This window comes from Butyricimonas hominis (assembly GCF_014287455.1).
Taxonomy (GTDB): domain Bacteria; phylum Bacteroidota; class Bacteroidia; order Bacteroidales; family Marinifilaceae; genus Butyricimonas; species Butyricimonas muris.
Genome location: NZ_JACOOH010000004.1, coordinates 459,498 through 482,523, shown reverse-complemented (window position 1 = coordinate 482,523; position 23,026 = coordinate 459,498). Strand labels below are relative to the sequence as shown.

General features: G+C 41.8%; 17 protein-coding genes and 1 tRNA gene. 1 reads left to right on the top strand and 17 read right to left on the bottom strand.

From position 1 onward, the window contains the following. Positions 1-167 precede the first annotated feature (167 nt). Positions 168-1,055 carry a hypothetical protein gene (locus tag H8S64_RS11055; RefSeq protein ID WP_186976104.1) on the top strand — a complete coding sequence of 296 codons (888 nt, stop codon included), beginning with the start codon at positions 168-170 and terminating at the stop codon, positions 1,053-1,055. Between the two features lie 72 nt (positions 1,056-1,127). On the opposite strand, the gene H8S64_RS11050 is transcribed toward H8S64_RS11055, so the two are convergent. From H8S64_RS11050 to menB, 17 genes are all read right to left on the bottom strand, one after another. Further along, a complete protein-coding gene (locus tag H8S64_RS11050) occupies positions 1,128-3,203 on the bottom strand; it encodes a Shedu immune nuclease family protein (protein WP_186976103.1) in 2,076 nt (691 codons plus the stop codon). Positions 3,204-3,395: 192 nt separating this feature from the next. Further along, complete coding sequence (locus H8S64_RS11045; protein WP_186976102.1) at positions 3,396-4,595, bottom strand: site-specific integrase; 1,200 nt, start codon at positions 4,593-4,595, stop codon at positions 3,396-3,398. A gap of 102 nt (positions 4,596-4,697) precedes the next feature. Beyond that, positions 4,698-4,770 (bottom strand) — tRNA-Lys (locus H8S64_RS11040). Between the two features lie 73 nt (positions 4,771-4,843). Further along, a complete protein-coding gene (locus tag H8S64_RS11035) occupies positions 4,844-5,560 on the bottom strand; it encodes a YebC/PmpR family DNA-binding transcriptional regulator (protein ID WP_099291457.1) in 717 nt (238 codons plus the stop codon). A gap of 100 nt (positions 5,561-5,660) precedes the next feature. After that, positions 5,661-6,935 carry a FimB/Mfa2 family fimbrial subunit gene (locus tag H8S64_RS11030; protein ID WP_186976101.1) on the bottom strand — a complete coding sequence of 425 codons (1,275 nt, stop codon included), beginning with the start codon at positions 6,933-6,935 and terminating at the stop codon, positions 5,661-5,663. 71 nt (positions 6,936-7,006) lie between these two features. After that, positions 7,007-7,921, bottom strand: coding sequence for a glutaminase (locus H8S64_RS11025; RefSeq protein ID WP_186976100.1), 915 nt, complete (start codon positions 7,919-7,921; stop codon positions 7,007-7,009). A 129-nt stretch (positions 7,922-8,050) separates the two neighbouring features. Further along, positions 8,051-9,076 carry an AMP-binding protein gene (locus H8S64_RS11020; protein ID WP_186976099.1) on the bottom strand — a complete coding sequence of 342 codons (1,026 nt, stop codon included), beginning with the start codon at positions 9,074-9,076 and terminating at the stop codon, positions 8,051-8,053. Positions 9,077-9,079: 3 nt separating this feature from the next. Further along, the gene (locus H8S64_RS11015; protein ID WP_186976098.1) at positions 9,080-10,141 is read right to left on the bottom strand and encodes an o-succinylbenzoate synthase; all 1,062 of its coding nucleotides are present in this window, start codon (positions 10,139-10,141) and stop codon (positions 9,080-9,082) included. 200 nt (positions 10,142-10,341) lie between these two features. After that, positions 10,342-11,691 (bottom strand): TlpA family protein disulfide reductase, encoded by a 1,350-nt coding sequence (locus tag H8S64_RS11010; protein WP_186976097.1) that lies wholly within the window; start codon positions 11,689-11,691, stop codon positions 10,342-10,344. 19 nt (positions 11,692-11,710) lie between these two features. Next, the gene (locus H8S64_RS11005; RefSeq protein ID WP_186976096.1) at positions 11,711-12,838 is read right to left on the bottom strand and encodes a TlpA disulfide reductase family protein; all 1,128 of its coding nucleotides are present in this window, start codon (positions 12,836-12,838) and stop codon (positions 11,711-11,713) included. A gap of 3 nt (positions 12,839-12,841) precedes the next feature. After that, on the bottom strand, positions 12,842-14,476 hold the full coding sequence (locus H8S64_RS11000) for a PKD-like family lipoprotein (RefSeq protein WP_186976095.1): 1,635 nt from the start codon (positions 14,474-14,476) through the stop codon (positions 12,842-12,844). Positions 14,477-14,496: 20 nt separating this feature from the next. After that, the gene (locus H8S64_RS10995; RefSeq protein WP_099291465.1) at positions 14,497-15,243 is read right to left on the bottom strand and encodes a DUF4843 domain-containing protein; all 747 of its coding nucleotides are present in this window, start codon (positions 15,241-15,243) and stop codon (positions 14,497-14,499) included. Between the two features lie 10 nt (positions 15,244-15,253). Continuing rightward, a complete protein-coding gene (locus H8S64_RS10990) occupies positions 15,254-16,714 on the bottom strand; it encodes a RagB/SusD family nutrient uptake outer membrane protein (protein WP_099291466.1) in 1,461 nt (486 codons plus the stop codon). An 11-nt stretch (positions 16,715-16,725) separates the two neighbouring features. Then, positions 16,726-20,082 (bottom strand): SusC/RagA family TonB-linked outer membrane protein, encoded by a 3,357-nt coding sequence (locus H8S64_RS10985; protein WP_186976094.1) that lies wholly within the window; start codon positions 20,080-20,082, stop codon positions 16,726-16,728. A 154-nt stretch (positions 20,083-20,236) separates the two neighbouring features. Continuing rightward, complete coding sequence (locus tag H8S64_RS10980; RefSeq protein WP_186976093.1) at positions 20,237-21,316, bottom strand: FecR family protein; 1,080 nt, start codon at positions 21,314-21,316, stop codon at positions 20,237-20,239. 63 nt (positions 21,317-21,379) lie between these two features. Further along, on the bottom strand, positions 21,380-21,964 hold the full coding sequence (locus H8S64_RS10975; protein ID WP_099291469.1) for an RNA polymerase sigma-70 factor: 585 nt from the start codon (positions 21,962-21,964) through the stop codon (positions 21,380-21,382). Between the two features lie 203 nt (positions 21,965-22,167). Next, the gene (menB, locus tag H8S64_RS10970; protein WP_186976092.1) at positions 22,168-22,989 is read right to left on the bottom strand and encodes a 1,4-dihydroxy-2-naphthoyl-CoA synthase; all 822 of its coding nucleotides are present in this window, start codon (positions 22,987-22,989) and stop codon (positions 22,168-22,170) included. Positions 22,990-23,026 lie beyond the last annotated feature (37 nt).

The window sequence follows — 23,026 nt, the reverse complement described above, 5'->3', positions numbered from 1 at the left end:
GTAGTAAAAAACATAATTACTATAATTCTCTTTGTTCTATTTTTGATGCTTTTATGCTGAATATATTTTTATAAAATTAGATTAAGATGAAATATTTGTTGCTATATTTGTAAAATAGGTGGAAGCATATATGTTTATATGCATGATATTTTAATTTGCAAATAGAAATGTTAGTTGCTGATATTAAAGAAATAATTGAAAACAATAAAGGTGATATTGCTTTTATCATAGGAAATGGTATTAATCGTTATTCGACTAATTCTAACGTACTCTCTTGGAATAACTTGTTAATTCAGTTATGGAGTGATGTTTCGTTACATACATTAAGTAAGATTCCTCCAGGTATTTCTTTGACCGAATTTTATGACATTTTAGACCTAGAAAATACTCAAAATAAAAACTTACAAACAAGGATTGTAAGTTTGATGTCTAAGTGGGAGCCCCTCAATCATCATCAATTGATTACCAATAGAATTAGAGATATTAATGCCCCCATTCTAACAACTAATTTTGAAGATACTCTTGCTAAAGCATGTAAACTGAGTTTGTTTAAAACGAATAAGGGAAAATTTACAGATTTTTATCCTTGGACGAGCTATTATGGAGATTCGCAACTTGTATCTCCTATAGATGGTTTCGGAATTTGGCATATAAATGGAATGATCAATTACCACAGAAGTATTAGACTCGGTTTAAGCCATTATATGGGAAGTGTTGAAAGAGCAAGGAATTTTATACATAAAAGAAATGAGGAGAACTTATTTTCTGGTAAGAATATGAACAATTGGAGAGGATTCAAAACATGGCTACATATTATATTTAATAAATCTCTTTTTATTTTTGGTTTAGGACTTGAAGAGAATGAAGTTTTTTTGCGGTGGTTATTAATTGAGAGAATAAAATATTTCAAACAATTTCCTGATCGAAAGCACAAAGGTTGGTATATCTCTAAAAAAGAAGACAATGCAGGAAAAAAATTCTTTCTTGAAAGAGTTGGATTTGAAATAATTGAAGTTGATGATTATTCTGACATATACGAAAATATTTGGAAATAAAATGTAAAGATACGACACTGTCCAGAATTTTGTTTATGCAATCTTATGGACAGTGTCTATCCTTAATAGTATTTAGTCTGCTGGTAAACCTAATTTGTCAAACAGTATTTGATTACGTTTTTTAGCATCACTTCTAATTTTATCAAAAGTCATCACTTCTATATACCCATTATATCTCCTAGATTTAAACGTGTAATATCCCTGTCCATCTGGGGTTTTATAAAAATCCCGTCGCTCTAATATCTTTACTAAAGATGGGGTTAAATCACTAATAATATACACATAAAAAGGTGTTTCTTTTGTAATATTTATCGTTCGTCCTTTTCGATTCGTAACTTTTCCGTTCAATAAATCTTCAATGTAACGCTCTACTTGATCTACAGGATTTTTAGAATCATCATTATCAATATAATTATCCCGTTCTGGTTTTTTAAATTCGATGATTGTTATAGAGTTATAAGGGGGGTCTTTTTCTTCAACAAAAGCAAAAGCATTTGAAAAAATTAAAATATCAGGTCTATCATCAGGATTTTCAGAAACCTCAATATATTTTAATGTACTAAAAAATTTATCAGAAGCAAGATAAGTATGATATGACAATCTTTCATCTATCATCCATAAATTTTGTTTACTATATGGAATTATGTCCGATGTTGATCGGATAGGAAAAAAAAGGCTATGAACAATATCTTCATTTGCATATTTGTCTTCATCGCTTTCCTTACTTACAAGATAATCTAATAAATCAATTACCGCTTTTCGATGTGTAACGTATCTTGCTAATTCAGATTGTCCAATTTCATTTAGACCTGTTAAATAGCTTTCGTACAAATCTTGATATTCATCTAGATTTGTAATATCTTTTTTCTTCTCAATTAATTCTATACCTTGCTTTTTTATATCAGCTTTCCAATCAGTTTCAATTTTATATAATTCAATGTCTAGATTTTGCTTTGATAATCCAGCCTGCAATTTCTTGACTTGTTCGGGTCTTCTATTTAATACTGCTCGATATTGAGGCATTTCAGTATCGATTACAGTTCGATAAATTTCAACTTTTTGATTTTGGACATCATTAAGGTAATCAGCTATTAAAGATTCTACTGCGTTTACTGCATGACGACGTATTTTAGACAAACTAATTTCTTCTGTTTCTTCTTCTTCCTCATCTTCTTCATTTGTTGGAAAACAAAAGTTCGTTCTTTCATTATTGACAGACCTATCTAATAACTCACTAACAATGAAAGCTGCGTAATAAAAAGGAGAAGAATCTTTAAATACTACTGGTTTTTTACCTAAATCAATAATTCGTTTACCTAGCCACTCTTCTATGACACTCCTATTATGTGCACAAAAGTGTAACCTATGGCTTTGGGAGGAGTTTGATTTAGATAAATATACTGTAAAATAGTCTTCTCCAATATTGAATCCTTGTTCTTGTATCTTATTACTAAATGAGGTAGAATATCTATTATTCAAGTCAATATGATCCCCGTTTTGATTATAAATAATGATATGGGGCATTTGATTTGTAATAAAATATAATTGGAAATGAGTAATTATGGCATCAGCAATCTCACCCAATCTTTTAGGCGTATGACGTTGATATTCTGTTAAAAAATCAAATAAAGTACATGTAGTTTGATAAACTCTTTCATCTGTATCAGTTTCTGTATAATTTTCAAAACCTTGTTTAGTGTTCTTTAGAGATAACGATCTCTTTTTAAACACACCTCCTTCTCTAAAAACACTACTAATTTCTAAATATTTGAATGCTTTTAGACATACAAAACGTCCTATTCCTTTTCCCCCGATATTTAATTTATGGTCAGAGTCCGCCTCTGTAAACGAAATAAGATTAGCCTCATTTAATCCAATGCCGTTATCTTGAACTTTAATAGCTCTTATTGGGTAATTATCATTATCAGCGATTGATTCCAAAGTTTGTGGTTTGCCGTTTCTGATCAAAGTAATCAATACCTTTCCCTCCTCATCTTCATCCATTAGATCTGCTGCTGCACGTTCGAAAATTGAATGTATGGAATTGCTAATTAATTCAAATAATGGCATTAATCCTTTTTTACGAGATAGAACTGTATTCCTTATCTTATTAGCTATATTACTTTTGGCTATTATTTTATCTACCATAATACTTTATTTCGATATTTTATAAGACAAAACTACGAAATAAAATAGAAAAGTAAATATTGGTTATCTGATAAAAACGCTTTTCAAAAATATCTGTACCTTTTTTATTAGTGAATAATAGCCAGAAGATACATTGCTATATACCTTTCTGGCTAAAACCCACCTTACTTGATTTATCAACTTCAAATGTAGCTAAAGTAAATTACTCATAGCTTCATCTATCTGGTCATTCTCGAAACTATCCAGATAAATTTGTGTTACCTTTTCAGAACTATGCCCCAATGCTTCACAAATGAGTGATGTACTTACACCTGATCTTTTGAGTGTGGTTGAGAATGAGTGTCTAGCAACGTAGGTTGTCAACTTCTTATCTAAATCTAATTCAACTCCTAATGCTTTCAAATGCTTGTTTACCTTACCAATAACTTTATGAATCCTATTTATTTTCTGCTGTTCCGTTTTGTGAAATGTTGATAGAATAGGGAAAATGTAAGGATTGCTAGGTGATTTATATTTGTTGATAATTTCCATAGCTTTGGGTTGCAACGGTAATTGTATCAGCTTCTTTGTCTTCTTTCGCTTATATGCCAATCGTCCATCAATGATATTATCATATTTGATTCTTGCCATATCAGTGAAGTTGATACCTCCCATGAAATAAGAGAAAGTGAATAAATCAATGGCTAATTCTTTATAAGCATTATTTGTGGAGGTCGATACGATCTTTTTTACATTATCTTTCACAATAGCCCGTTTGGGAGTGTCTTCATGTAGTTTTGAAACATTATAATCTTTAAATGGGTAAAGATCGGCTTTGACATACTTTTTTTTGATAGCAATGTTATATACTGCTCTTAAAGTACGAAATCGGATACCGATAGAGTTTTCTGCACTTCCATTCTTTCTTTGCCAATCTTCATATTTTTGTAACCATTGTACATCAATATCGGAGAAGTAAATATCTAAATGTCCGTTGAACTTTAATAGATTCTTATAAACAAATTTATGCGATAAAGCATAACTAATTCTATCTGCGTTGTATAAGCGTTGAATTTGTTCTTGAAATAATTCTCCTACTGTTTTGCGTTTTGTTGGGTTATTTACTTTATCAATGAGGCTTTTGCTTGTAAAGTCCTTCTTTTCAATTTGTAAATCAACAATATTATCTGTATATTCTTTAATTTTGTCTGTAATAAGTCTTTGAATTGCCATATAATTGGGGCAATTAGTTTTAGGCTTATTCTTTTTGGTATCCCAAAAATTCGGATGAATATTAATGCCTAAACTCACATATTTAGGTTTCCGATTTTGAGTAACTCTTAGCATTAAAGGGTGATTCCCATTCTTTAATGTTTTTGATGTGTAGTAAACTACTGAAACAGAAGTATTCATGTCTAAATTCTGGTTTAAACATGGTTTAAACATCTACCTCAAAACCTCCCAATTTTACCCCCAAAAGAAAACCACCTACTTTCGTAAGTGGTTCATTTTCGGTGACCTCGGTGGGACTCGAACCCACGGCCCATTGATTAAGAGTCAATTGCTCTACCAGCTGAGCTACGAAGTCTTCCTTGTTGCGAGCGGTTTTAACCGTTTTGCGGGTGCAAATATGCAACAATATTTTTTAATCTGCAAGAAAATTATTCTTTAATGTTGTGATAAACGTTGGTTACGTCATCATCTTCTTCTAATTTTTCCAGCAATTTGTCGACGGTTTCTCTTTGTTCCTCGGTTAATTCTTTTGTATCGAGAGGAATACGTTCGAACTCTCCACTGGTAATCTCGTATTTGCTATCTTCCAGATATTTTTGGATAGCACCGAATGATTCGAATGCACCGTAGATAATCACGTGGTTTTCCTCGTCTTCAAAGATTTCGTCGGCACCGTAGTCAATCATTTCCAACTCGAACTCTTCGAGATCGAAGTTTTCGGGGCGGGAGATTTTGAACACGCATTTGCGGTCGAACAAGAAGTCCAGACTTCCGGTTGTTCCCAGTGAGCCGCCGTATTTGGAGAAACAGTGGCGCACGTTGGCAACGGTACGCGTATGGTTATCGGTAGCGGTTTCCACTACAACGGCGATACCGAAAGGTGCATACCCCTCGTACACGATTTCCTTGTAATCTGAAGTGTCTTTTGAAATGGCGCGTTTGATGGCACGTTCCACGTTTTCCTTCGGCATATTTTCCGCTTTCGCATTTTGGATAAGGATACGCAAACGAGTATTATTTGCTGGGTCTGGTCCTCCTGCTTTTACGGCAATATCAATCTCTTTTCCTATTCTCGTGAACGTGCGGGCCATGTTGCCCCATCTTTTTAGCTTCCGTGCTTTACGGTATTCGAACGCTCTTCCCATATTATTGTGAATATAATTTATTATACGATTTGGAACGCGAATTTAGTTTTTATACTGAAAACTTAAAAGGAATTCCATGATTTTCTGGTATGAAAGTATCTCATTCGACGAGTTCTACGCTAAAATCATCAATATAAATACCCTCGTCGGGGACAATAGCCTTGCCATAGGTGCGGATTTCCACCCGCAAATATTTTGCTCCTTCCGGGGCGGTGAATGTTTTGCTGTTGAAGACATTAATCCACCCGTCGGTTTGTTTCAGATAAGTTTGTGCTTGAATCGGTTTGTTGTATTCCGACGGGAGAGCCGTACTTTTGTTCTTTCGCCAGTAACAGTAATATTTCCACGAGAAATTAGCGGACGGGGCATTCACGAACATTTTAATCTCGTAGCGGGTGAGGGCCTCGACGGGAACATCTTGGTATAGATAAGTCTTTCCTTGTAGGAATACCGCTTGTCTTCCCGAATGTACTTTATCCTCACCCGTTTTTATGGCAGAACTGTCCCGTCCGTCTTTGAAAAAATGCCAGCTGTCAGGCTCTTTGGAAAGATCACTCCAAATCTCGAAGTCCCCGTTTTCCAATAAATTGATGCCATTTCCTTGTAATCCTCCTTCTTCCAATTCAAGAAAACTGCTTTCCACCCGGATGATTCGGTTCGTGTCTATGCTTTCCGTGAACGGGATGATTTTGCGTTTTTCTTTATCTCCCGTGCGATAGGTAACGGACAGGGTTGCTTCTCCTTTTCCGGCGGGAAAAGTCAAGAGTTCGACATGCCCTTGATTTGCTTCCCGATGCATCGGTTTCGTGATTGTCCCGAATGTATTCGTGTTTGAGCCTGTAAAATTGATGGCGGAGGGAACGAATGACAGTTCAAAATTCACGTTATCGACCTCTTCGGGTATATTTTCCAGCCTCACTTGCAATTGTGCCACCCTTCGATAAAGGTTTACAGTAAAGACTGCATCTTTATTTTCCGAGATACTTACACTTTGGAGAGACGTCAGTATATCATCCGCCTCTTCGAAAATCTCTCCTTTTTGAGGTAAACGAAGTAGTATATTTTCCAGTGTTTCTCCTGTATCGAAATTTATATCCGGGCAGTTAGCCACGCAAGCGAGGCGATAGCGTCCGAAGGGAAGTTTTGCCCGTAGCGTGTTTTCATGCAAATCATTTCGGGTGAAATGTTCGTGACGGACAACACGGTTATCCCGGTCTATGGCGAACAGAGCCAGCGTCTCGAAAGCCGGGGTATGAAGAGATGCATTACCGAGCGTGTAACTTTGGAACAAGAGTTGTGTTTCTTTTCCCGTGATTTCTTCGTCCCGGTTACAGGAAAAAAACAGCAATAGCCCAAAGAAGATAATTTTCCTCATAAACGCTAATTTATCCTTACTTAACAAAAGTAAGGAATAAGCGCGAGAAAATCAAGAATTATATATCTTGATTAGAAAATAGAAATCCCGATATTCGTGGTGAATCTTTCGAGTGTCTCTATACCCATGTACGAGTTTCCGTGTTCGTTTAGTTCAGGGCTCCACACAGCGATACTGAGTTTACCCGGGATAATGGCGACCACTCCCCCGCCTACGCCACTTTTACCCGGCATACCAACCCGGAACGCGAAATCTCCCGATTCGTCGTAGAAACCGCAGGTAAGCATCAAGGCGCTGAGGCGCTTCGAGCGGCTGACCGTTAGGATTTGTTCGTTGTTGTGCGGGTTCACCCCGTGATTTGCCAGAAAGAGAAAAGATTTTGCCAGATCCTCGCAAGTCATGACAAGGCTGCATTGATTGCAATACACGTCAATAAGCGAATCCACGTCGTTGTCGATGTTTCCGAAACTTTTCATGAAATATCCCAAGGCTTGGTTACGGCTGGCGTGTTCCTGTTCCGATTGGGCTACAATTTTGTCAAAATAAATATCTTCCGAGCCGGCGACTCCCCGCACGAACTGGAGTATCGCTTCTTTGGGACGGTGGTAGAGGTTCATCAATTTGTCCGTGACCACGAGAGCCCCGGCATTGATGAACGGGTTACGGGGAATGCCGTGTTCATGTTCAAGCTGGACGAGCGAATTGAAAGGAGTTCCCGACGGTTCCCGTCCCACGTATTGCCACAGGTCACTTCCCATGTGGCGCACGACCATGGCGAGCGTGAATACTTTAGATATACTTTGGATGGAAAACTTGGTCTGGTAATCTCCCGTGCCGATGATTTGCCCGTCCATGGTAGCTATGGCAATCCCGTACTGTCGCGGGTTCACGTTTGCCAGAGCCGGTATATAATTGGCGACTTCTCCTTTCCCGAAGAAAGGTTTTACCTCGTTATATATATTTTCGATAACTTCCTTGTAGTTCATAAGTTCAAAAACTTTGTTTTTGAGTTACAGGTTGCAAGTTGGCAGGTTACAAGTTGAGAAACCGGAAACTCGCTGGATTGCAACTCTAATTTGTATGTTTTTTGTGCGGCAAAGATAGAAAAGTTTTTGTTACATTAGTTTTCGGATGACTTTTCCCGAGTAAGTTTCCGTGAAATGTTCCCGGAAGTAAATTTTTTTAGGTACTTCGTATGGGTGCAATAGCTGTTTCAGTTGTTCCTGAAGTCGTTTTTTTCCTGCCTTGTCCCATGGTACATCTTCAATGACGAGAACGGTTCGTTGTCCCAATCGGGTATCCTCCTCGGGCATAATAAAGAAACGTTGTTTCACGAGGAGGGCAATCTTTGCTTCGATTTTTTCGGGGAATAATTTTACGCCCCCGGAATTAATCACGTTGTCATGACGTCCCAGCCATTCGAAACGTGTCGTGTCGACGAGATTAACAATGTCATTAGTGATAAAGGTTTGTTGATGCAAATGCGGGGCGTGGATGATTAGGCACTGCCTTTCGTCTGTTTCGAAATGCACGTCGCCTAAGGCAAAGTAGTCGGGTGATTTCTTTACGCTGTTAATATCCCGCAGGGCAACGTGTGACACGGTTTCAGTCATGCCGTAGGTGGAATAACAACGTGTGGGGACTTGTTGCAGGCGTTCTTCCAGTACCGGGGAAAGGGCTGCACCTCCGATAATTACTTGTTTGATTCGGGAGAATTTTTCTGCTGTTTCCGGGGTGGTAAGACAGGTTTCTACCTGCATGGGAACCATGGCGGCAAAGTCAATGTCTTGTTCTAAATGCTTCAACGGGGATGACGAGGGGGGAACGACAATCAAATCGGCTCCCGCAAGGATACTGCGGACAATCATCATCTTCCCGGCGATATACGACGGGGAGAGGCATAATAATAAACGGGATTCGGAATGGATATCGAAGTACCTGTTTGTAATTTTAGCTGACGCCAGCATGTCCTGCTTTGACAACCGGATAGTTTTCGGTGTTCCCGTGGAGCCGGAAGTATGTCCGGTCACGTGGTCTTTATCGTCATACCATTCTTGCAGGAATGTGACTACATCCGGATTGTCGACAGCCTGCAATGCTTCCGGCGTGGTGTAGCGAATACCGTTTATTTTGATTGTCATAATCTAAAATTCTATCGGGGTTACATCCCATGAACATTGCGGGTTATACCGGATAGTCGAACCGGTTTGTTCCAGCGGGGCGGGAATATTATTCGTGTAGAGTTGTCCGGTTCCCAGTCCTTGGGGCATACCCGTCGGGTGGAAATTCAATATATAAGCAGTCCATTGTGCGATGGCGTTGAGTCCGATATTGGATTCCAGTGCGGAAGTAATCCACCAGCCGATGCCGCGTTCCCGGGCACGTGCTATCCATTCCCATGAGCCGGAGAAACTTCCTGTTAAAGATGGCTTTATTACAACATATTGGGGATGAATCATGTCAAGTAACTCGCCTTTTTCACCTGTTCTGTTAATTCCTATCAGTTCTTCATCCAGAGCAATTGGGATAGGGGTATTTCGGCATAAAGCAGCCATTTCTTTCCACTGTCTTTGGCGGATAGGTTGCTCTATTGAATGGATGTCATAGCGTGACAGTTCTTCCAGTTTACGGGGAGCCTCCCGCGGGGTAAAAGCACCGTTCGCGTCTACTCTCAACTCGACGGTTTCTTTGCTGAATTGTTTTCGGATATAGCGTAATAAATCTAATTCCTCCTCGAAACCGATAGCCCCGATTTTCAGTTTGACACAATGGAATCCGGCATCCAGTTTTTCGATAATCCGTTGGCGCATGGTATCCTTATCACCCATCCAGATTAAACCGTTAATCTCGATGTCTTTTTGTCCTTCGGTAAAAAGACCGGGATAGATAATGCGTTTGCCTCCGTTTTTTAAATCCGACAGGGCGGTATTCACTCCGAAGCTGATAGAACTCCAGTTTCGGAAGTAGTGTATATGGCGTATTTTGCCAATATCCCGGCAGGTTTCTTGTAGTTTCCTCTCGTATTCCGGGCGGTCATCCGCGCTTAATCCCCGGAATAAAGCACATTCCCCCAGTCCGTATATTTCGGGATGTTCCGAATCCCAGATTTTAATGAACCAAGTCTCTTTTTCCGTGAGAATGCCGCGGGAGGTTCCGGCGGGCTGTTTGAATTTCAGAATATATCTCGTGTACTTTGCTTGTAACATATCATTCTTCGGTTTTGTACAAGCAAAAGTAAGATATTCTGTAAATGAAAGCAAGGAAGAGGCTAAAAAGTCGGTTTGTACGAGCTCCCCCCTCCAACACCCCCTTACACAGGGGGAGAGAAACCGCTTCGGTAATTACTTCTCTTCGTGAATAATAATTAACCAAGCTGTTTTCCCACCTGTGGAGGGAGGCGTTAGGGTTAAATATTAGGAAGAGCGTTTAAAATCTTTTCGGCGTCCGGGGAAGAAGGACGGACAGCTTTGGGGTTAATAATCTTGCCATCCGGATCAATAAGAATGAAATGAGGGATGCCGTTGATATTATAATCCCGTTGGAATTGACTCCCTCGCCCAAGCAAAAGTTGAACGCCGGAGAGTTCTCCCGATTTGACCATTTTTTCCCATGCCGCTTTGTCCTCGTCAGTAGAAAGACCGAGGAAGGTGATGTTTTTCCCTTCCATTTTCTTTTCCAGTTCTTTCAGGTAGGGCATTTCTCTTTTGCAGGGACCGCACCACGTTGCCCACATATCGATATATAAATACTTCCCTTTGAAATCCTTCAAGGAGTAAGTTTTGCCATTAATGTCCTTTGCTTCGAAGTCCGGGGAAAGTTTTCCGGCAACGGCAATATTCCATTTGTCGTACTCCGTTTTATAGGCAGCCCGTAAAGTCGGGTCCGTCACGTAGGTATTGTAAATATTTTCCATTTCGGTGATATTATTAATACCGTTTTTCTTTATCTGTCTGACTACAATCTCGTTAAGAAGAGATTGTTTTAGCTTGTCATTTTTGAAATGTTGAGCGATATATTTCATTCGGGCAACATTTTTATTGTAAATGCCGGAGATTTCTTTATCCTTGCTTCCAAGTATAAGAGCGGACTCTATAATAAATTCCCTGTAAATGTCGAGGTCAATCAAACTCTCGTCTTCTTGTACATATTGTTCCAACGTTGAATAATACTCCTCGTTCGGGCGATAAGTCGTGTCGAACATGACATGCCCCATGGGATACATAACCAGACTGACCAGATATGAATATTTAATTCGTCCCTCTTCCAGTTTTACAAATTCGGGATTTGTCGTTTCCAGTTTTCGGGCTTTCAGTAAGGCGGTAGCCTCGTCTATCTTCTCGTTGGCAAGACTCATAATCCCGTCCAATGAACGCTCGTAATCGGGGGGATTTATCGGGGCATAAGTGATAGAATTAAGGTATTCTATCACCGGAGCATTCTTTCCCTCGAATTTCATGCCGTCCTTAAAATTGTTGGCATCAAAAGAAATCGTTACACGATCGCCTTTCCGGAAAAAAACATTCTTGGCTTCCTCGCCATAAAACAGTCGGGCGTATATCACATCGCCCTGCAATGTACAGGTGGCTTTCCCGTGTTTGTCCAGATCCATTTCCTTGATTATTTCCGGGCTGACAACAATGGCAATCTTGGAATAGGTCATGTTTTGCACTTTGAAGTCCACGACAATATCGTCGTTGTTCTTCTGTGAACAAGAGCAAGCGAGCGAGAGTAAAATAATAAATATAAAGCTTCTCATTTCAAGTATATATTAATAATTAATCATAGATTTCCTGCATGGCAGCATCCAGCCATCCGCCTCTTGCGTTTACGTTAATAATCTTTCCCTTCTCGTCTACAAGGATAGAGGAAGGGACTCCGGTCAGGTTATAAGCTCGAAAGGCTGCTTTGGTATTATCAATAAGCTGTCCCCAAGGCATTTTTTCCTCTTCCATGGCTTGATGCCAATTCTTCGGCTCACTGTCAATGGAGATACTCACGATATTTAACCCTTTGGGATGGTATTTACTGTACGTGTTACGCATGTGGGGAATTTCCGCACGGCAGGGACTGCACCATGATGCCCAGAATTCGATCAATGTAGTACATCCGGGTTTCACGAAATCCGATATTTTCTTTTTGCTTCCGTCCGGTGCCATGAGTTCCATATCGATGAAAGCCCCTCCGATAAATACCTGTCTGCCTTGAATTGTTGCCCGAAGAGCCTGCCCCATTTCCGAATTTTGCATTTCGGGCGATAGGCTGGTGAACAATCCTTCAATTTCTTTCAGGGAAAGGTCGGAATTTCTGTCGGAGAGTTCTTGCGCTATCTTAACGCTGATGGCGGATTCGGGGTGCGCTTTCAGGTATTTCATTTTAGCCTCTCTGATCGCGAGTCTTTTTTCCGTGACAAGTTTGGCAAGGTCAATCGCTTTCGCTAAATCCTTTGTGCTGTAATAGGCTTCCCCGTAAGCGTAAAACGTTTTACTCCGGTCATCTTCCATGGGCTGTATCTCGCTCAGGTAGTTCTGGTATTCAGTTTGTGTGCCGCTTCCGGAGATTTGGAACACGGGGTGTTTGCCGGAATAGTCGCAAGTGGCTTCTACCGCTGTGCTGTCGATAAATAACGAGAAGTTTATAATTTTACTACGGGTCTGTCGGTCATTGGGATCAAGGTAAATGTTAATCGTGCAATAACGCGGAACTTCGAATTTACCTTGGAATTTGAATTTGCCTCCCGATATTTTCGTGCTGTCGATAAAATGAGGTTGATTTGTATCATCCAGTGCCAGAAAAACGGGTTTCCCTTCCCATGCTTCGGGGACGTGTCCCGTGAGGGTATATCCGTCGTGTTTTGCACAACTGACGACGGATAGAATGAACGCGATAAATAAAATGTATTTCATTTTTTATTCTTGAGTTATAGGTTCTTTATAGATAATATCCACGATTCTGCCGAAACCGGAATGATACTCTTTGTAATCGGTTATTTGTGCAAGGTTATCAATGGCTTCGTACACTCTGAGTTCACCTCCGTCAGTACCGCCCTTGTCGCTACCCACGATCAAATCGTAAGAACGTCTGGCATTTTCTGCGTTCCTGTATAGATAGAATTTCAGACAAGTAATTTCTCCCGGCACCTCAAACTGGAATTGGGCAGAAGGGGTACTCGTGTCCAGATTCACCCGGTAAACCTTTCCGTCCACGGCATAAAACATCTGATTGTTCAAGGGACTGAATGCAAAATGTTCTGCTCGTGTGATATCAGTACAATTGGAGAGGTTCGCATAGTGGGTTTTTGTGTAGGGTGGTGTAGGCACTCCTGTTAGCATTTCTGCTAAATAGTCTCCTAACGTAATTCCATAAAGATGATAGACGCCATTATTTTCCAAAATCGTAAAAGTAATGTTGTTATACGAACCGGGCGCCATGGAAGATTCTGTATATTTACGTCCGGTATTTTCCATGTAGACGTAGTTATAGCCTATCGGGAATGAAAAGGAAACATCTTCTCCGGCTTCATCATCGCTCATATTCACGCAACCGGCAGTTCGATCTTGGGTAAAGTCCCCGTACATACCTCCCGGATGGTAAACAAATCGTTTGTGGTCTAAATCATAAAACATGAATACCGGGGCGAATTGCATAGAGTTCGTGATATTACATCCCACGTACGGTGCAACTTGTATATATTCTTTCGTATTATCGTCATTACGGAGATAATTCAATTTTGATTCCCATAATGCTTCGGTTCCATAACCGAAATTGCTACTGTATATTCCATCCGGTGTTACCATCATGCGAAAATATATTGCTGATGTGATATGAGTAGGTTTGGCATCGCTCATATCTCCCATTTCGTATTTCATAAGATACTCCTCTTTCCATTCGAAAGCATCTTTATGCAACCGGGTAGTTCCTTCTTCGGTAAGTAAATAAAATGGAGATATGGGGTCTACTTGTTGTTCTTCAGTGTTAAGGGCAATAAGTGCCAACGGTCCTTTCTTGAAAGGCATATCCGAATCGGCAAGCATATCTTTGGAATGTACTTTTTCTCCTAATACGGTAGAAATCATATCCAAACGGACATTGCCATTCTCAGAACATAGGAGAACCCATCCCTCGGACGTTGTCGTGACAACGGAGAGATTTGCCTGCTGTTGGTAAAATACGTCCAATTGTTTATCCTTTACTGTGTAAATCAATTTATAAGGACCGGGGCGTAAAGATATAATATCATTAAATTCTTTTGTGGTTGCCAACACTTCGCTTACAGCGTCATTTTCATCTTCTGCCTCGAATTGACGGATAGCCCGCCACTCGTATTCATACCGGTTTTCATCGGCTTGCAAGCCGTCTAACTGCACGGGGATAGACAAATTCTGGTATGCCAAAGCCGTAATGGAATTACCGATACCTTCAATTTTCACTTCCGGGATATCATGGTAATTATAATTACCTTTATCGTCTGCGCAAGCACTGATTCCACCTGCTATTGCAACAAGTAAAAAAAGTGATTTTATTCTATATAATATCTGTTTCATAGTTAGTCTTTTTATTGTAGTTAAAAGATTGTATCTCCATTCTCGTCAAAGATTTCAGGGTCGGGATTTTCCAATAACAATTGTTCCGCTACATATTTTCTCATTTCAGACATAAAATATTGGAATCGGAAGGATGAGATTTTTGACGTATCATTAAAGTCTGAGCGCGGGATGTTCATTACCCGACAAGTCAGAAAGAAACATTGAGGGGTAAATGGGTATATATAAGTGTACCAGGCAGCAGGTGCTGCTGTGAACAATTCCGAAAACTCTATTTTGTGACGTATGGCTGTAACATCCGTACCGCTTTGGATATCCGTGATCTCGTGCGTGATAATCGGTCTGAAATATTCGTTTTCTTCAATGGCGATCTCGATCGTTTTTGCTTCTTCCTGCAGGACGGTCGAACGCTTCAACGTAATTTCATAATTGAACGAACTGGCTCCCGCGGGTAATACCGGGTTGACGGGTAACACGAAATCGTCCCCTTCCTTTGCACTTCCCCCGACAACTTTGATGTTTACCGGGCGAGGTTCATCAATAGCCCTCCCGACTAATTGAACCGGAATAGATACGGTTGCTTCGTTCTGTGATTCCTCGATATACACGAACGTGAAATTCGTGCTGTCCGTCAGTATATTCCCCACTCTTATACGTTGGTTGAAATAGATTCCTTCCTCTGCACTATAGGTATTAACTTCTTCTTCTGAACAAGCGGTTAATCCTAGAATGAGCATAATCCATATAAATATATTTCTTGTTTTCATGATTCGCGTATTATTGTCTGTTATTGATTTCAGTGTCGGGTAAAGGCACCACGAAAACTTGAGTAGATGCCGCTTGGCCTGCAGGTTTACTTCCACTGCTGTTCGTTTTGTTTAAGATTGTTGTAAACGTCCGTTTATAGAAATAGAATAATTGTCCTTCACCATACAACTCGCGCATGTATTCGTAGGTCAGGTTCGTTACGGTTAGTGAACCCAAATTCGTGATACCTCTTTTATTTCTCAACGTGTTGATATATGGAAGTCCGTCATCCAAAGTTTCCGATTCGCTTTCTGCGGCGATCAGATACATCTCTCCCAACCTTAACATTGGAATCATCGTGTTCTGTATTAATCCGGTGGTACTCATATCATTGTATTTATAGAAATACCGGGCACCGTTTGTCAATCCGGGAAGAGTAGCCTGTTCCCAGTTGGCCTCAAAACGAGTGTCGCTCGTGGTAGAGGAACCCGACGCCGAGTACAGGAAATTCAATAATTTTTCATCCATGGTAAATATAAACGACGGGTTACGGGACGGGTCGTAGTAATTCTTGAATAACAGAACCCGATTCGTGTTCGTTAAGGCAAACAATACCTCTGACGAGAAAATTCGGTCACTCTTTGCCTCCGTCCTTTCCGTGAACGGGAATGTCCCCGCTTCTGCCGCCGTGATCACTTTCTTGGCGTAGGTGGAAGCATTGGTTTTATCCCCGGCATAGAGATAAGCCCGTGCCATGAGTCCTTGTACCGCGTAGTAATTCATACGCAATGCCCGGTAACGCAGGAAATTGGATTCATTCCCGGCAGACTCCATCAAAGTACCTTTCGTGATGATCGGGTCATTTGCCAACGCTTTCTCCGCTTCCTGCAAATCGCCGATGATATATTCCATTACCTTGTTTGCGGGTAACAAATCATTCACGTTCGGTGATTGGTGCAGATAGTAGGGGATACACACGTTTTCCGGGTTATTCATGTAAACCGGTCCGAACAGGCGCAACATATCGAAGTGCAACATGGCACGCAACGCCAAGGCTTCCCCCCGGATAATATCGTAATTGATCCCCGTGAAGAGTGATTCCCGTCCTTCTATATTATCGAGAATCTTGTTACAGTTCATGATCAGCGCGTAAGCCTTCTCCCAAACTTTATCCAAACGTCCCCGCCAGTATTCCGTGCTGTATTTGTAACTGTTCAAATCAATATAATCCCCCCATTTCCCTTGGTCGTCGCCGATCTTGTAGGCTCCGCCCATGAGTTCGAGCATCTCCACCATGAGGGTACTTCCGTAAAGGTTCTCGTCGTTCAACTCGATGTACACGCCGTTCAGTAATTTCTGGAAACCGGCTTCCGAGTTTAACAGGTCTTCTTCCGCTATCTGGTCGTAAGGCTTCACGTCCAACCAACTGTCACAAGCCCCGAAAACAAGGGAGCAACATATAAGCGTGATTAATTGTATTTTTCTTTTCATAATTCTTCCGTTTAAAAGGTTGCAGATATAGAGAACGACATCGTGCGTGCGAACGGGTAGTCAATGCCTCGCTCGCTCTTTACTGACGAAACTCTGAAAATATCGTTCATGTTAGCTTGCACGGTTAATGTGGACAACCCGACATGCTTGATGAAAGGTTGGGTGAACTCGTAACCGACGTTGAAAGACTCTCCGCTCAGCGTGTTCTCGTCCATCACGAATCGGGAAGAAGTTTCGGTCGTTTGAAAAAGAGAGATTCTTTTGAATTTAGCCTCTTGTCCCGGGGTACTCCAACGGTCGTACAAAGCCCGTTTATCCTGATTATAATTGATCCCTTCCCGGTCAATATTTTCCACTTTTTCGTAGAGAGCGCTATTGAAAACCTGACCTCCTAACCGGTAACGCAGGTAACATCCGAACGAGAAACCTTTATAGTAAAGGGTTGTGCCGAGCACTCCTTCCAGTTTCGGTTCGGTATTCCCGACCACCACTTCGTCATTCTTGTCATACGCGAAGGTGTAAGTCCCGTCTTTCTTGATAAATAAATCCTGACCTGTCGCTGGATCGATACCTGCCGATCTTACTGCCCAAATATCGGTAGGGCTGCCGCCGTCATAGTATCTGGTCGTGTTCAGGTTCGCTTGATTCTGTTCATTCATCGACTGTAACTTGTTCCCTATCTTCGAATATTTTGATTTGGCGTGCGTTCCGTTGAGGCTGATATTCCATACAAAACGCTCTTGCGGGCGGTAAATGGGAGAAACTTTTAACGTTACTTCAATACCGTCTGTTTTCAGTTGTCCCATGTTCATCATAACACTCTTCACCCCGATAGAGCTCGGTGTCGTGATGGCTGCTACCAGCGGATCGGTCTTTTTCCGGTACAAATCCAAGGTGAGGTTCACTCGCTCGTTGAACATCGTGATATCGGTTCCCAAACTGTAATTGATAGTTTCCTGCCATGCCAGATCGGGATTGCCCAAGCCTTCGAGAATAACTCCGGTTCCGAAAATATTGCTCATCCAATGCGTGAAAGCGTAGGTAGAGAATGCTTGGTAAGAAGCGAAATTCTGGTTCCCCGGGTTTCCGACCGAGCCTCTGAGTTTTAATAACTGGAAGAAATCGCAATTCTCCATGAATTTCTCGGCGTGGATGTTCCAGCCTAAACCGACAGACCACGTGTTTCTGAAACGGTTGTTTGTCCCGAACACGGAAGTACCGTCACTGCGGTAGTTGAAATCAAACAGATAACGGTTGTCATAAGCGTATCCCCCGTTGATATAGAAACTGGCGGCACGTGTTTTGCTTTCCGTGTAAGTCGGTTTAGAGCCTGCCGGGTAGCTGTTTGTGAAAGACGGGGCATCAAATTCATCTTCCGTGAAGCCGATAGCCTTATAACCGTTTCGGGTGTTTTCCTTGGTGCTGAAATTGAATCCGGCAACAGCATTTACCATGTGTTTCCCTGCGAACAGACGTCCGTAGGTAACGGAGATATCTCCTTCGTAATTCAGGTTTTTCGTTTGAGCATTCGTGTAAAGTCCTTTCTCCGTCTCGCTCATCTCGTCAAAATCACTGTGTTGCGGGGAAAGACGTACCTCGGCTGTCGAACTGTTTTTGGTAATTCCGAACTTGGCTCTTGCACGCAGGTCATTCGTGGCAAACCATTCGAGGATAAAATTATTCGTGAACCCGAATTGATCCTGCACGTCGTAATTATTCAGGTGAGCGTTCCACAAGGGATTGGGTACGGAATATTCTTCGTACTCTTCCGTGTAGTATAAATATTTGTCGATACCGCCTTCGCTGTTGTATTTTCTGAAATAAGGATTGGCTTTCGCGTATTCAGAGAAAGGAACAGCCGGGTTATTCGTTTTCATGTAATCCAGTATAAATTTATTACTAAACTGGAATTTCCCGGTACGGTAAACCAAGTCGATATTTCCGCTTATCGTTTGACGGTCGGAACCTTTCATCACTCCTTGCGTGTTGCCGTAACTTAACCCCAGCCCGTACCGGATGCGTTCCTCACCTCCTTCGGCATAAAGGTTGTGTTTCTGAACGAAACTCGTGCGAATCGGTTCGCTGAGCCAGTAGGTGTTAACGCCGCGTTCGATGTCTTGTAAACGTTGGTTCCTGAGATTGTCCATCGCGATTTGGTCCATCGGGTCGCCACTGGTACTGGTGTACCTGCCCGCTTTGGTTTCAAACTCCAGTTTCTCCCGCGCGTTCATCAGGTTGTAGTCCGACAAGTCAGCCATGGTGACACTGAAATCACCCTTGTATGAGAGGGAAAGCACTCCTTTTTCCGGAACTTTCGTTTCGATAACCAGTACGCCGTTGGCGGCTCTCGAACCGTAAATTGCCGTGGAAGCGGCATCCTTCAATAGTGTTACGGATGCAACCCGGTTCATGTTCAAATCCATGACGGTCTGCAAATCCGTTTCGAAACCGTCCAATATAAACAACGGTTGGTTCGGGTCGGTACCGTATTCTTCTTTCAATCCCATGACACTACTCTTGCCCCGTATCTCCACGTCCGGCAACCGGTTCGGGTCTGATCCGAATTGGTTATTGACATTAATCTTGAAAGAGGGGTCGAGCGTTCTGATACTTTGGAGTACATTTTGCGTTCCGGCGGCTTTCAAGTCTTCCACCTTATACGTGCTTGCCGATCCCGTGAAACTCTCTTTCTTTCTCCGGTAGATTCCGGTCACCACCACGTCTTCAATTTTTTCAACGGCAGGCACGAGCACGATTTTCTGAAAATCCGCCATATTGCTTCCGGTAAATTTCTTTACTTGGCGCTCGTAACCGATGTACGAGAAAATAATATTATACTCTGCCGAATCGAGAGGAAACGTGAATTGTCCGTCTGCGTTAGTGGCAGTCCCTTTGGTTGTCCCTTCGACCATGACGGTTACTCCCGGTAACGATTCCTGTGTGTCGCCGTCCACGACAACCCCTTTCAATTCGATGATTCTCGTTCGGGGCTTTTGAGGTTCCGCCGGACGTTGCGTGATGATAATCGTCTTATCTTCAATCCTGAATGTAAAAGGAGTTTCGTCCAAAACGTATTCCAACGCCGCCTTTAACGGGGTATTCTTGAATTCTCTCGTGATTCGTTTATTGGAAGTACTGATTTGTCCGGCATTATAAAAGAATTCCATTCCCGTGGCTGTCCCGATTTTCTTCAAGGCATCCAGCAACGTGGAATTTTCCAGTTTTAAATTTAGTTGTGCCTCTTGAGCGTAACTTACCCGCGTAAAACTGCAAAGCACTATAAGCAGGAATACCGGCAGGAGGATCTTTCCCCGGAGTTTATCCCGGGGTATCATCCGGCTCAGACTAAATGATCTGTCTTTTTTCATGTTGATTTAGTGTTAATTGATATTTATTTTATACTCGAGTTTTCATTTTTTTAAGCATACAAGATCTTGAACTTTATTTTTCAATAAAGTTTTATTCTTGATATTGAGGGAGTTCCTCTAACTATGATTTATTAATCGTTATCTCCTTTCTTACCTACTTTAAATATATAATCCCGTTCTCAATAATACATTTGATATTACTTGTCGTTGTTACTAGCCTCGTGATGTAGTCGATTCCCCGCTCGTGTCGGATCATCCCCGAAAAACGGGAATCGTGGTGTTCCTCCGATACCTGAATATCGATACCGTACATTCTGGACAATTTTTTAGCTAACACGCTTAGTTTCTCGTTGTTGAAATAAATTACGCCCTCTTTCCACATGGCGTATTCCGCGGCATCTACCTCGTGTTTTTTTACCTTGTTCGTTCCTTTGTCCACGCGAATTTGCTCGTTCGGTGATAAAGTCACCGTTTGGTTGTTCGCCGGAACGTGATAAGCTATTTTACCGGAGAGTAGCGTGGTCACGTTTTCCGTGTTGTCTTCATAAGCCGATACGTTGAAACAGGTACCGAGTACCCGGATCGATTCCCCGTTGGGAATCTCCACGTAGAAAGGTTTCGTCGTATCGCTTTTCACTTCAAAGAATCCCTCTCCGTTGATTTTCACCCTGCGTTCCGATTGGGAGTCAAACGTCGAGGGATACTCGAACCACGTGTCGGCGTTTAGCACGATACGTGTGCCGTCAGTTAATTCAAGATTGAAATGCTTGCCCGAGGGGACGTATATTTTCAATACTTTTGCCTCTTGCAGCATAATCTTTTTCCCGTCGGCGGATTGCAGTGCGACATTCGAATGTTTGTCTACATTTATCTTCGCGTCGCTTCCCAAGTTTGAAACGGCAGAATCCCCGACAATCAACTGCACCTGTTCGTTGCAAACGGATACTCCCATGTTATCGAGTTGGGCGTATACCGGAACATCCTGCAAGGCAGTGGGACGGAACAACAGAAACAGGAACACGAACACGCAAGCCGCGGCAACACTGCCGGAAATCCAATACATCCGGCGGGTATTTCTTCTCCGGCGGATTCTGCTTTTCACGTCTTGGTAATTCTCGTTCAATATATGTTCCTCGCGCTCCTCTTCCGGGAGAGAGTTCCAGATTTCATCCAGCAACTCATCTTCATTTTCCCCGATGGGGCGATTCAAATATTTGTCTGCATCTGTTTTCATTCGCACTATTCACTAAAGTATATATATAATACCTGACTTCCCGAAACTACGTATTCGGAAATACTATTTTTTTATTTTTCCCCGAAGTTTTTTCATTGCTTGGTAGAGAATGGTTTCTACCGTTCGGACGGAAATGCCTAATTCTCGGGCAATGTCGGCACTTTTTTTGTTTTCGATATGACTCATGATCACCACTTGTCGGCTTCTTTCCGGTAATTCATTCAGTAAAGCGGATAATTGTTGTTCGGGATCGGGATATTCTTCGTGTCGGATCACGTTTTCTTGTTCCTCTTCGCTTTTTTCCTTTTTGAGGTTTTCTTGATGTTGTAGGTGGAGAGATTGGGTTTTGAGATAACGCAAGGAATTGTTGTGTGCGCTGCGAAGAAGGTAATTGCGGAGAGATTTCTCTCGGTCGAGATTTTTACGGTTTTCCCATAAGGCTACAAAGATATTTTGAATAATCTCGTAAGCCGCATCGGAATCACCCACGATAGAGGCAGAATAGTTCCGAAGGAGAGCGAAATAGCTTTTATATATTTTCTCGAAAGCTGCTTCCTCTCCTTTGATTAATGCGTCCAATAGTGATTGGTCTATCTGAGCCTTTTCATTTTTAGCATTTTCAGTCGTATGACTACCTTTTTCTATCATTATCAATGTACTACCATGTGTAATTCTATATTATTAAACGTTCGTTTATTGATATTGTTTTTTGTGTTCTTTACTTTTTGATTGAATTTTGAATATTTGCTTATTTTCAATGTATTACGTTTGTAACTACAAAATATCTTTTTTCGTTTAATAAACGAACGGATATTGATACTTGATGATGACAAATTTTATAGCCCCTGCTGTCAAGGAAACTTGGGAAATTGTTGGAAATCCGGGTCCCTTTTCTCCAAAAAGGCATTTTTACCCTCTTGTGCCTCTTCCATCAGATAATACATGAGGGTGGCATCTCCGGCAAATTCCATTATCCCGTGTTGTCCGTCGAGTTCCGCGTTCAATGCCCGTTTAATCATGCGGATTGCCATCGGACTCCGTTGCATGATTGTTTTGCACCATTCCACGGTTTCGTCTTCCAGTTGCTCGAAGGGAACCACTTTATTCACCATACCCATCTCTTCGGCTTCTTTTGCCGTGTACTGGCGGCACAGGAACCATATTTCCCGTGCTTTCTTCTGTCCCACGTGACGGGCAAGATAAGAGGAACCGAATCCCCCGTCGAAACTCCCCACCTTCGGGCCGGTCTGACCGAAACGGGCATTCTCGGAAGCGATAGTAAGATCGCACACCACGTGCAGCACGTGTCCGCCCCCGATGGCGTAACCGTTGACCATGGCAATCACGGGTTTCGGGAGTGAACGGATGGCTTTGTGTAGGTCAAGCACGTTCAATCGGGGTACCCCGTTCTCGTCAATATATCCGCCCACGCCTTTCACCTTTTGGTCGCCTCCCGAGCAGAAGGCTTTATCCCCGGCCCCCGTGAGTACCACCACCCCGATATCACTGCGTTCGCGGCAAATATTCATGGCATCCAACATTTCGAAATTAGTTTGCGGTCGAAAAGCGTTATACACTTTCTGACGATCAATCGTGATTTTGGCTATTCCCTCGAAGAACTCAAATTTAATATCCTTGTATTCTTTGATAATAGTCCAGTTTCGTTTTGACATATTCTTATGGTTTTAATATTTACATACTGTAAGCTAG

What these genes read in the sequence shown, in the direction of transcription:
- H8S64_RS11055 (WP_186976104.1), top strand. Translation starts at nt 168, where the DNA reads ATGTTAGTTGCTGATATTAAAGAAATAATTGAAAACAATAAAGGTGAT.
- H8S64_RS11050 (WP_186976103.1), bottom strand. Translation starts at nt 3,203, where the DNA reads ATGGTAGATAAAATAATAGCCAAAAGTAATATAGCTAATAAGATAAGG.
- H8S64_RS11045 (WP_186976102.1), bottom strand. Translation starts at nt 4,595, where the DNA reads ATGAATACTTCTGTTTCAGTAGTTTACTACACATCAAAAACATTAAAG.
- H8S64_RS11035 (WP_099291457.1), bottom strand. Translation starts at nt 5,560, where the DNA reads ATGGGAAGAGCGTTCGAATACCGTAAAGCACGGAAGCTAAAAAGATGG.
- H8S64_RS11030 (WP_186976101.1), bottom strand. Translation starts at nt 6,935, where the DNA reads ATGAGGAAAATTATCTTCTTTGGGCTATTGCTGTTTTTTTCCTGTAAC.
- H8S64_RS11025 (WP_186976100.1), bottom strand. Translation starts at nt 7,921, where the DNA reads ATGAACTACAAGGAAGTTATCGAAAATATATATAACGAGGTAAAACCT.
- H8S64_RS11020 (WP_186976099.1), bottom strand. Translation starts at nt 9,076, where the DNA reads ATGACAATCAAAATAAACGGTATTCGCTACACCACGCCGGAAGCATTG.
- H8S64_RS11015 (WP_186976098.1), bottom strand. Translation starts at nt 10,141, where the DNA reads ATGTTACAAGCAAAGTACACGAGATATATTCTGAAATTCAAACAGCCC.
- H8S64_RS11010 (WP_186976097.1), bottom strand. Translation starts at nt 11,691, where the DNA reads ATGAGAAGCTTTATATTTATTATTTTACTCTCGCTCGCTTGCTCTTGT.
- H8S64_RS11005 (WP_186976096.1), bottom strand. Translation starts at nt 12,838, where the DNA reads ATGAAATACATTTTATTTATCGCGTTCATTCTATCCGTCGTCAGTTGT.
- H8S64_RS11000 (WP_186976095.1), bottom strand. Translation starts at nt 14,476, where the DNA reads ATGAAACAGATATTATATAGAATAAAATCACTTTTTTTACTTGTTGCA.
- H8S64_RS10995 (WP_099291465.1), bottom strand. Translation starts at nt 15,243, where the DNA reads ATGAAAACAAGAAATATATTTATATGGATTATGCTCATTCTAGGATTA.
- H8S64_RS10990 (WP_099291466.1), bottom strand. Translation starts at nt 16,714, where the DNA reads ATGAAAAGAAAAATACAATTAATCACGCTTATATGTTGCTCCCTTGTT.
- H8S64_RS10985 (WP_186976094.1), bottom strand. Translation starts at nt 20,082, where the DNA reads ATGAAAAAAGACAGATCATTTAGTCTGAGCCGGATGATACCCCGGGAT.
- H8S64_RS10980 (WP_186976093.1), bottom strand. Translation starts at nt 21,316, where the DNA reads ATGAAAACAGATGCAGACAAATATTTGAATCGCCCCATCGGGGAAAAT.
- H8S64_RS10975 (WP_099291469.1), bottom strand. Translation starts at nt 21,964, where the DNA reads ATGATAGAAAAAGGTAGTCATACGACTGAAAATGCTAAAAATGAAAAG.
- menB (WP_186976092.1), bottom strand. Translation starts at nt 22,989, where the DNA reads ATGTCAAAACGAAACTGGACTATTATCAAAGAATACAAGGATATTAAA.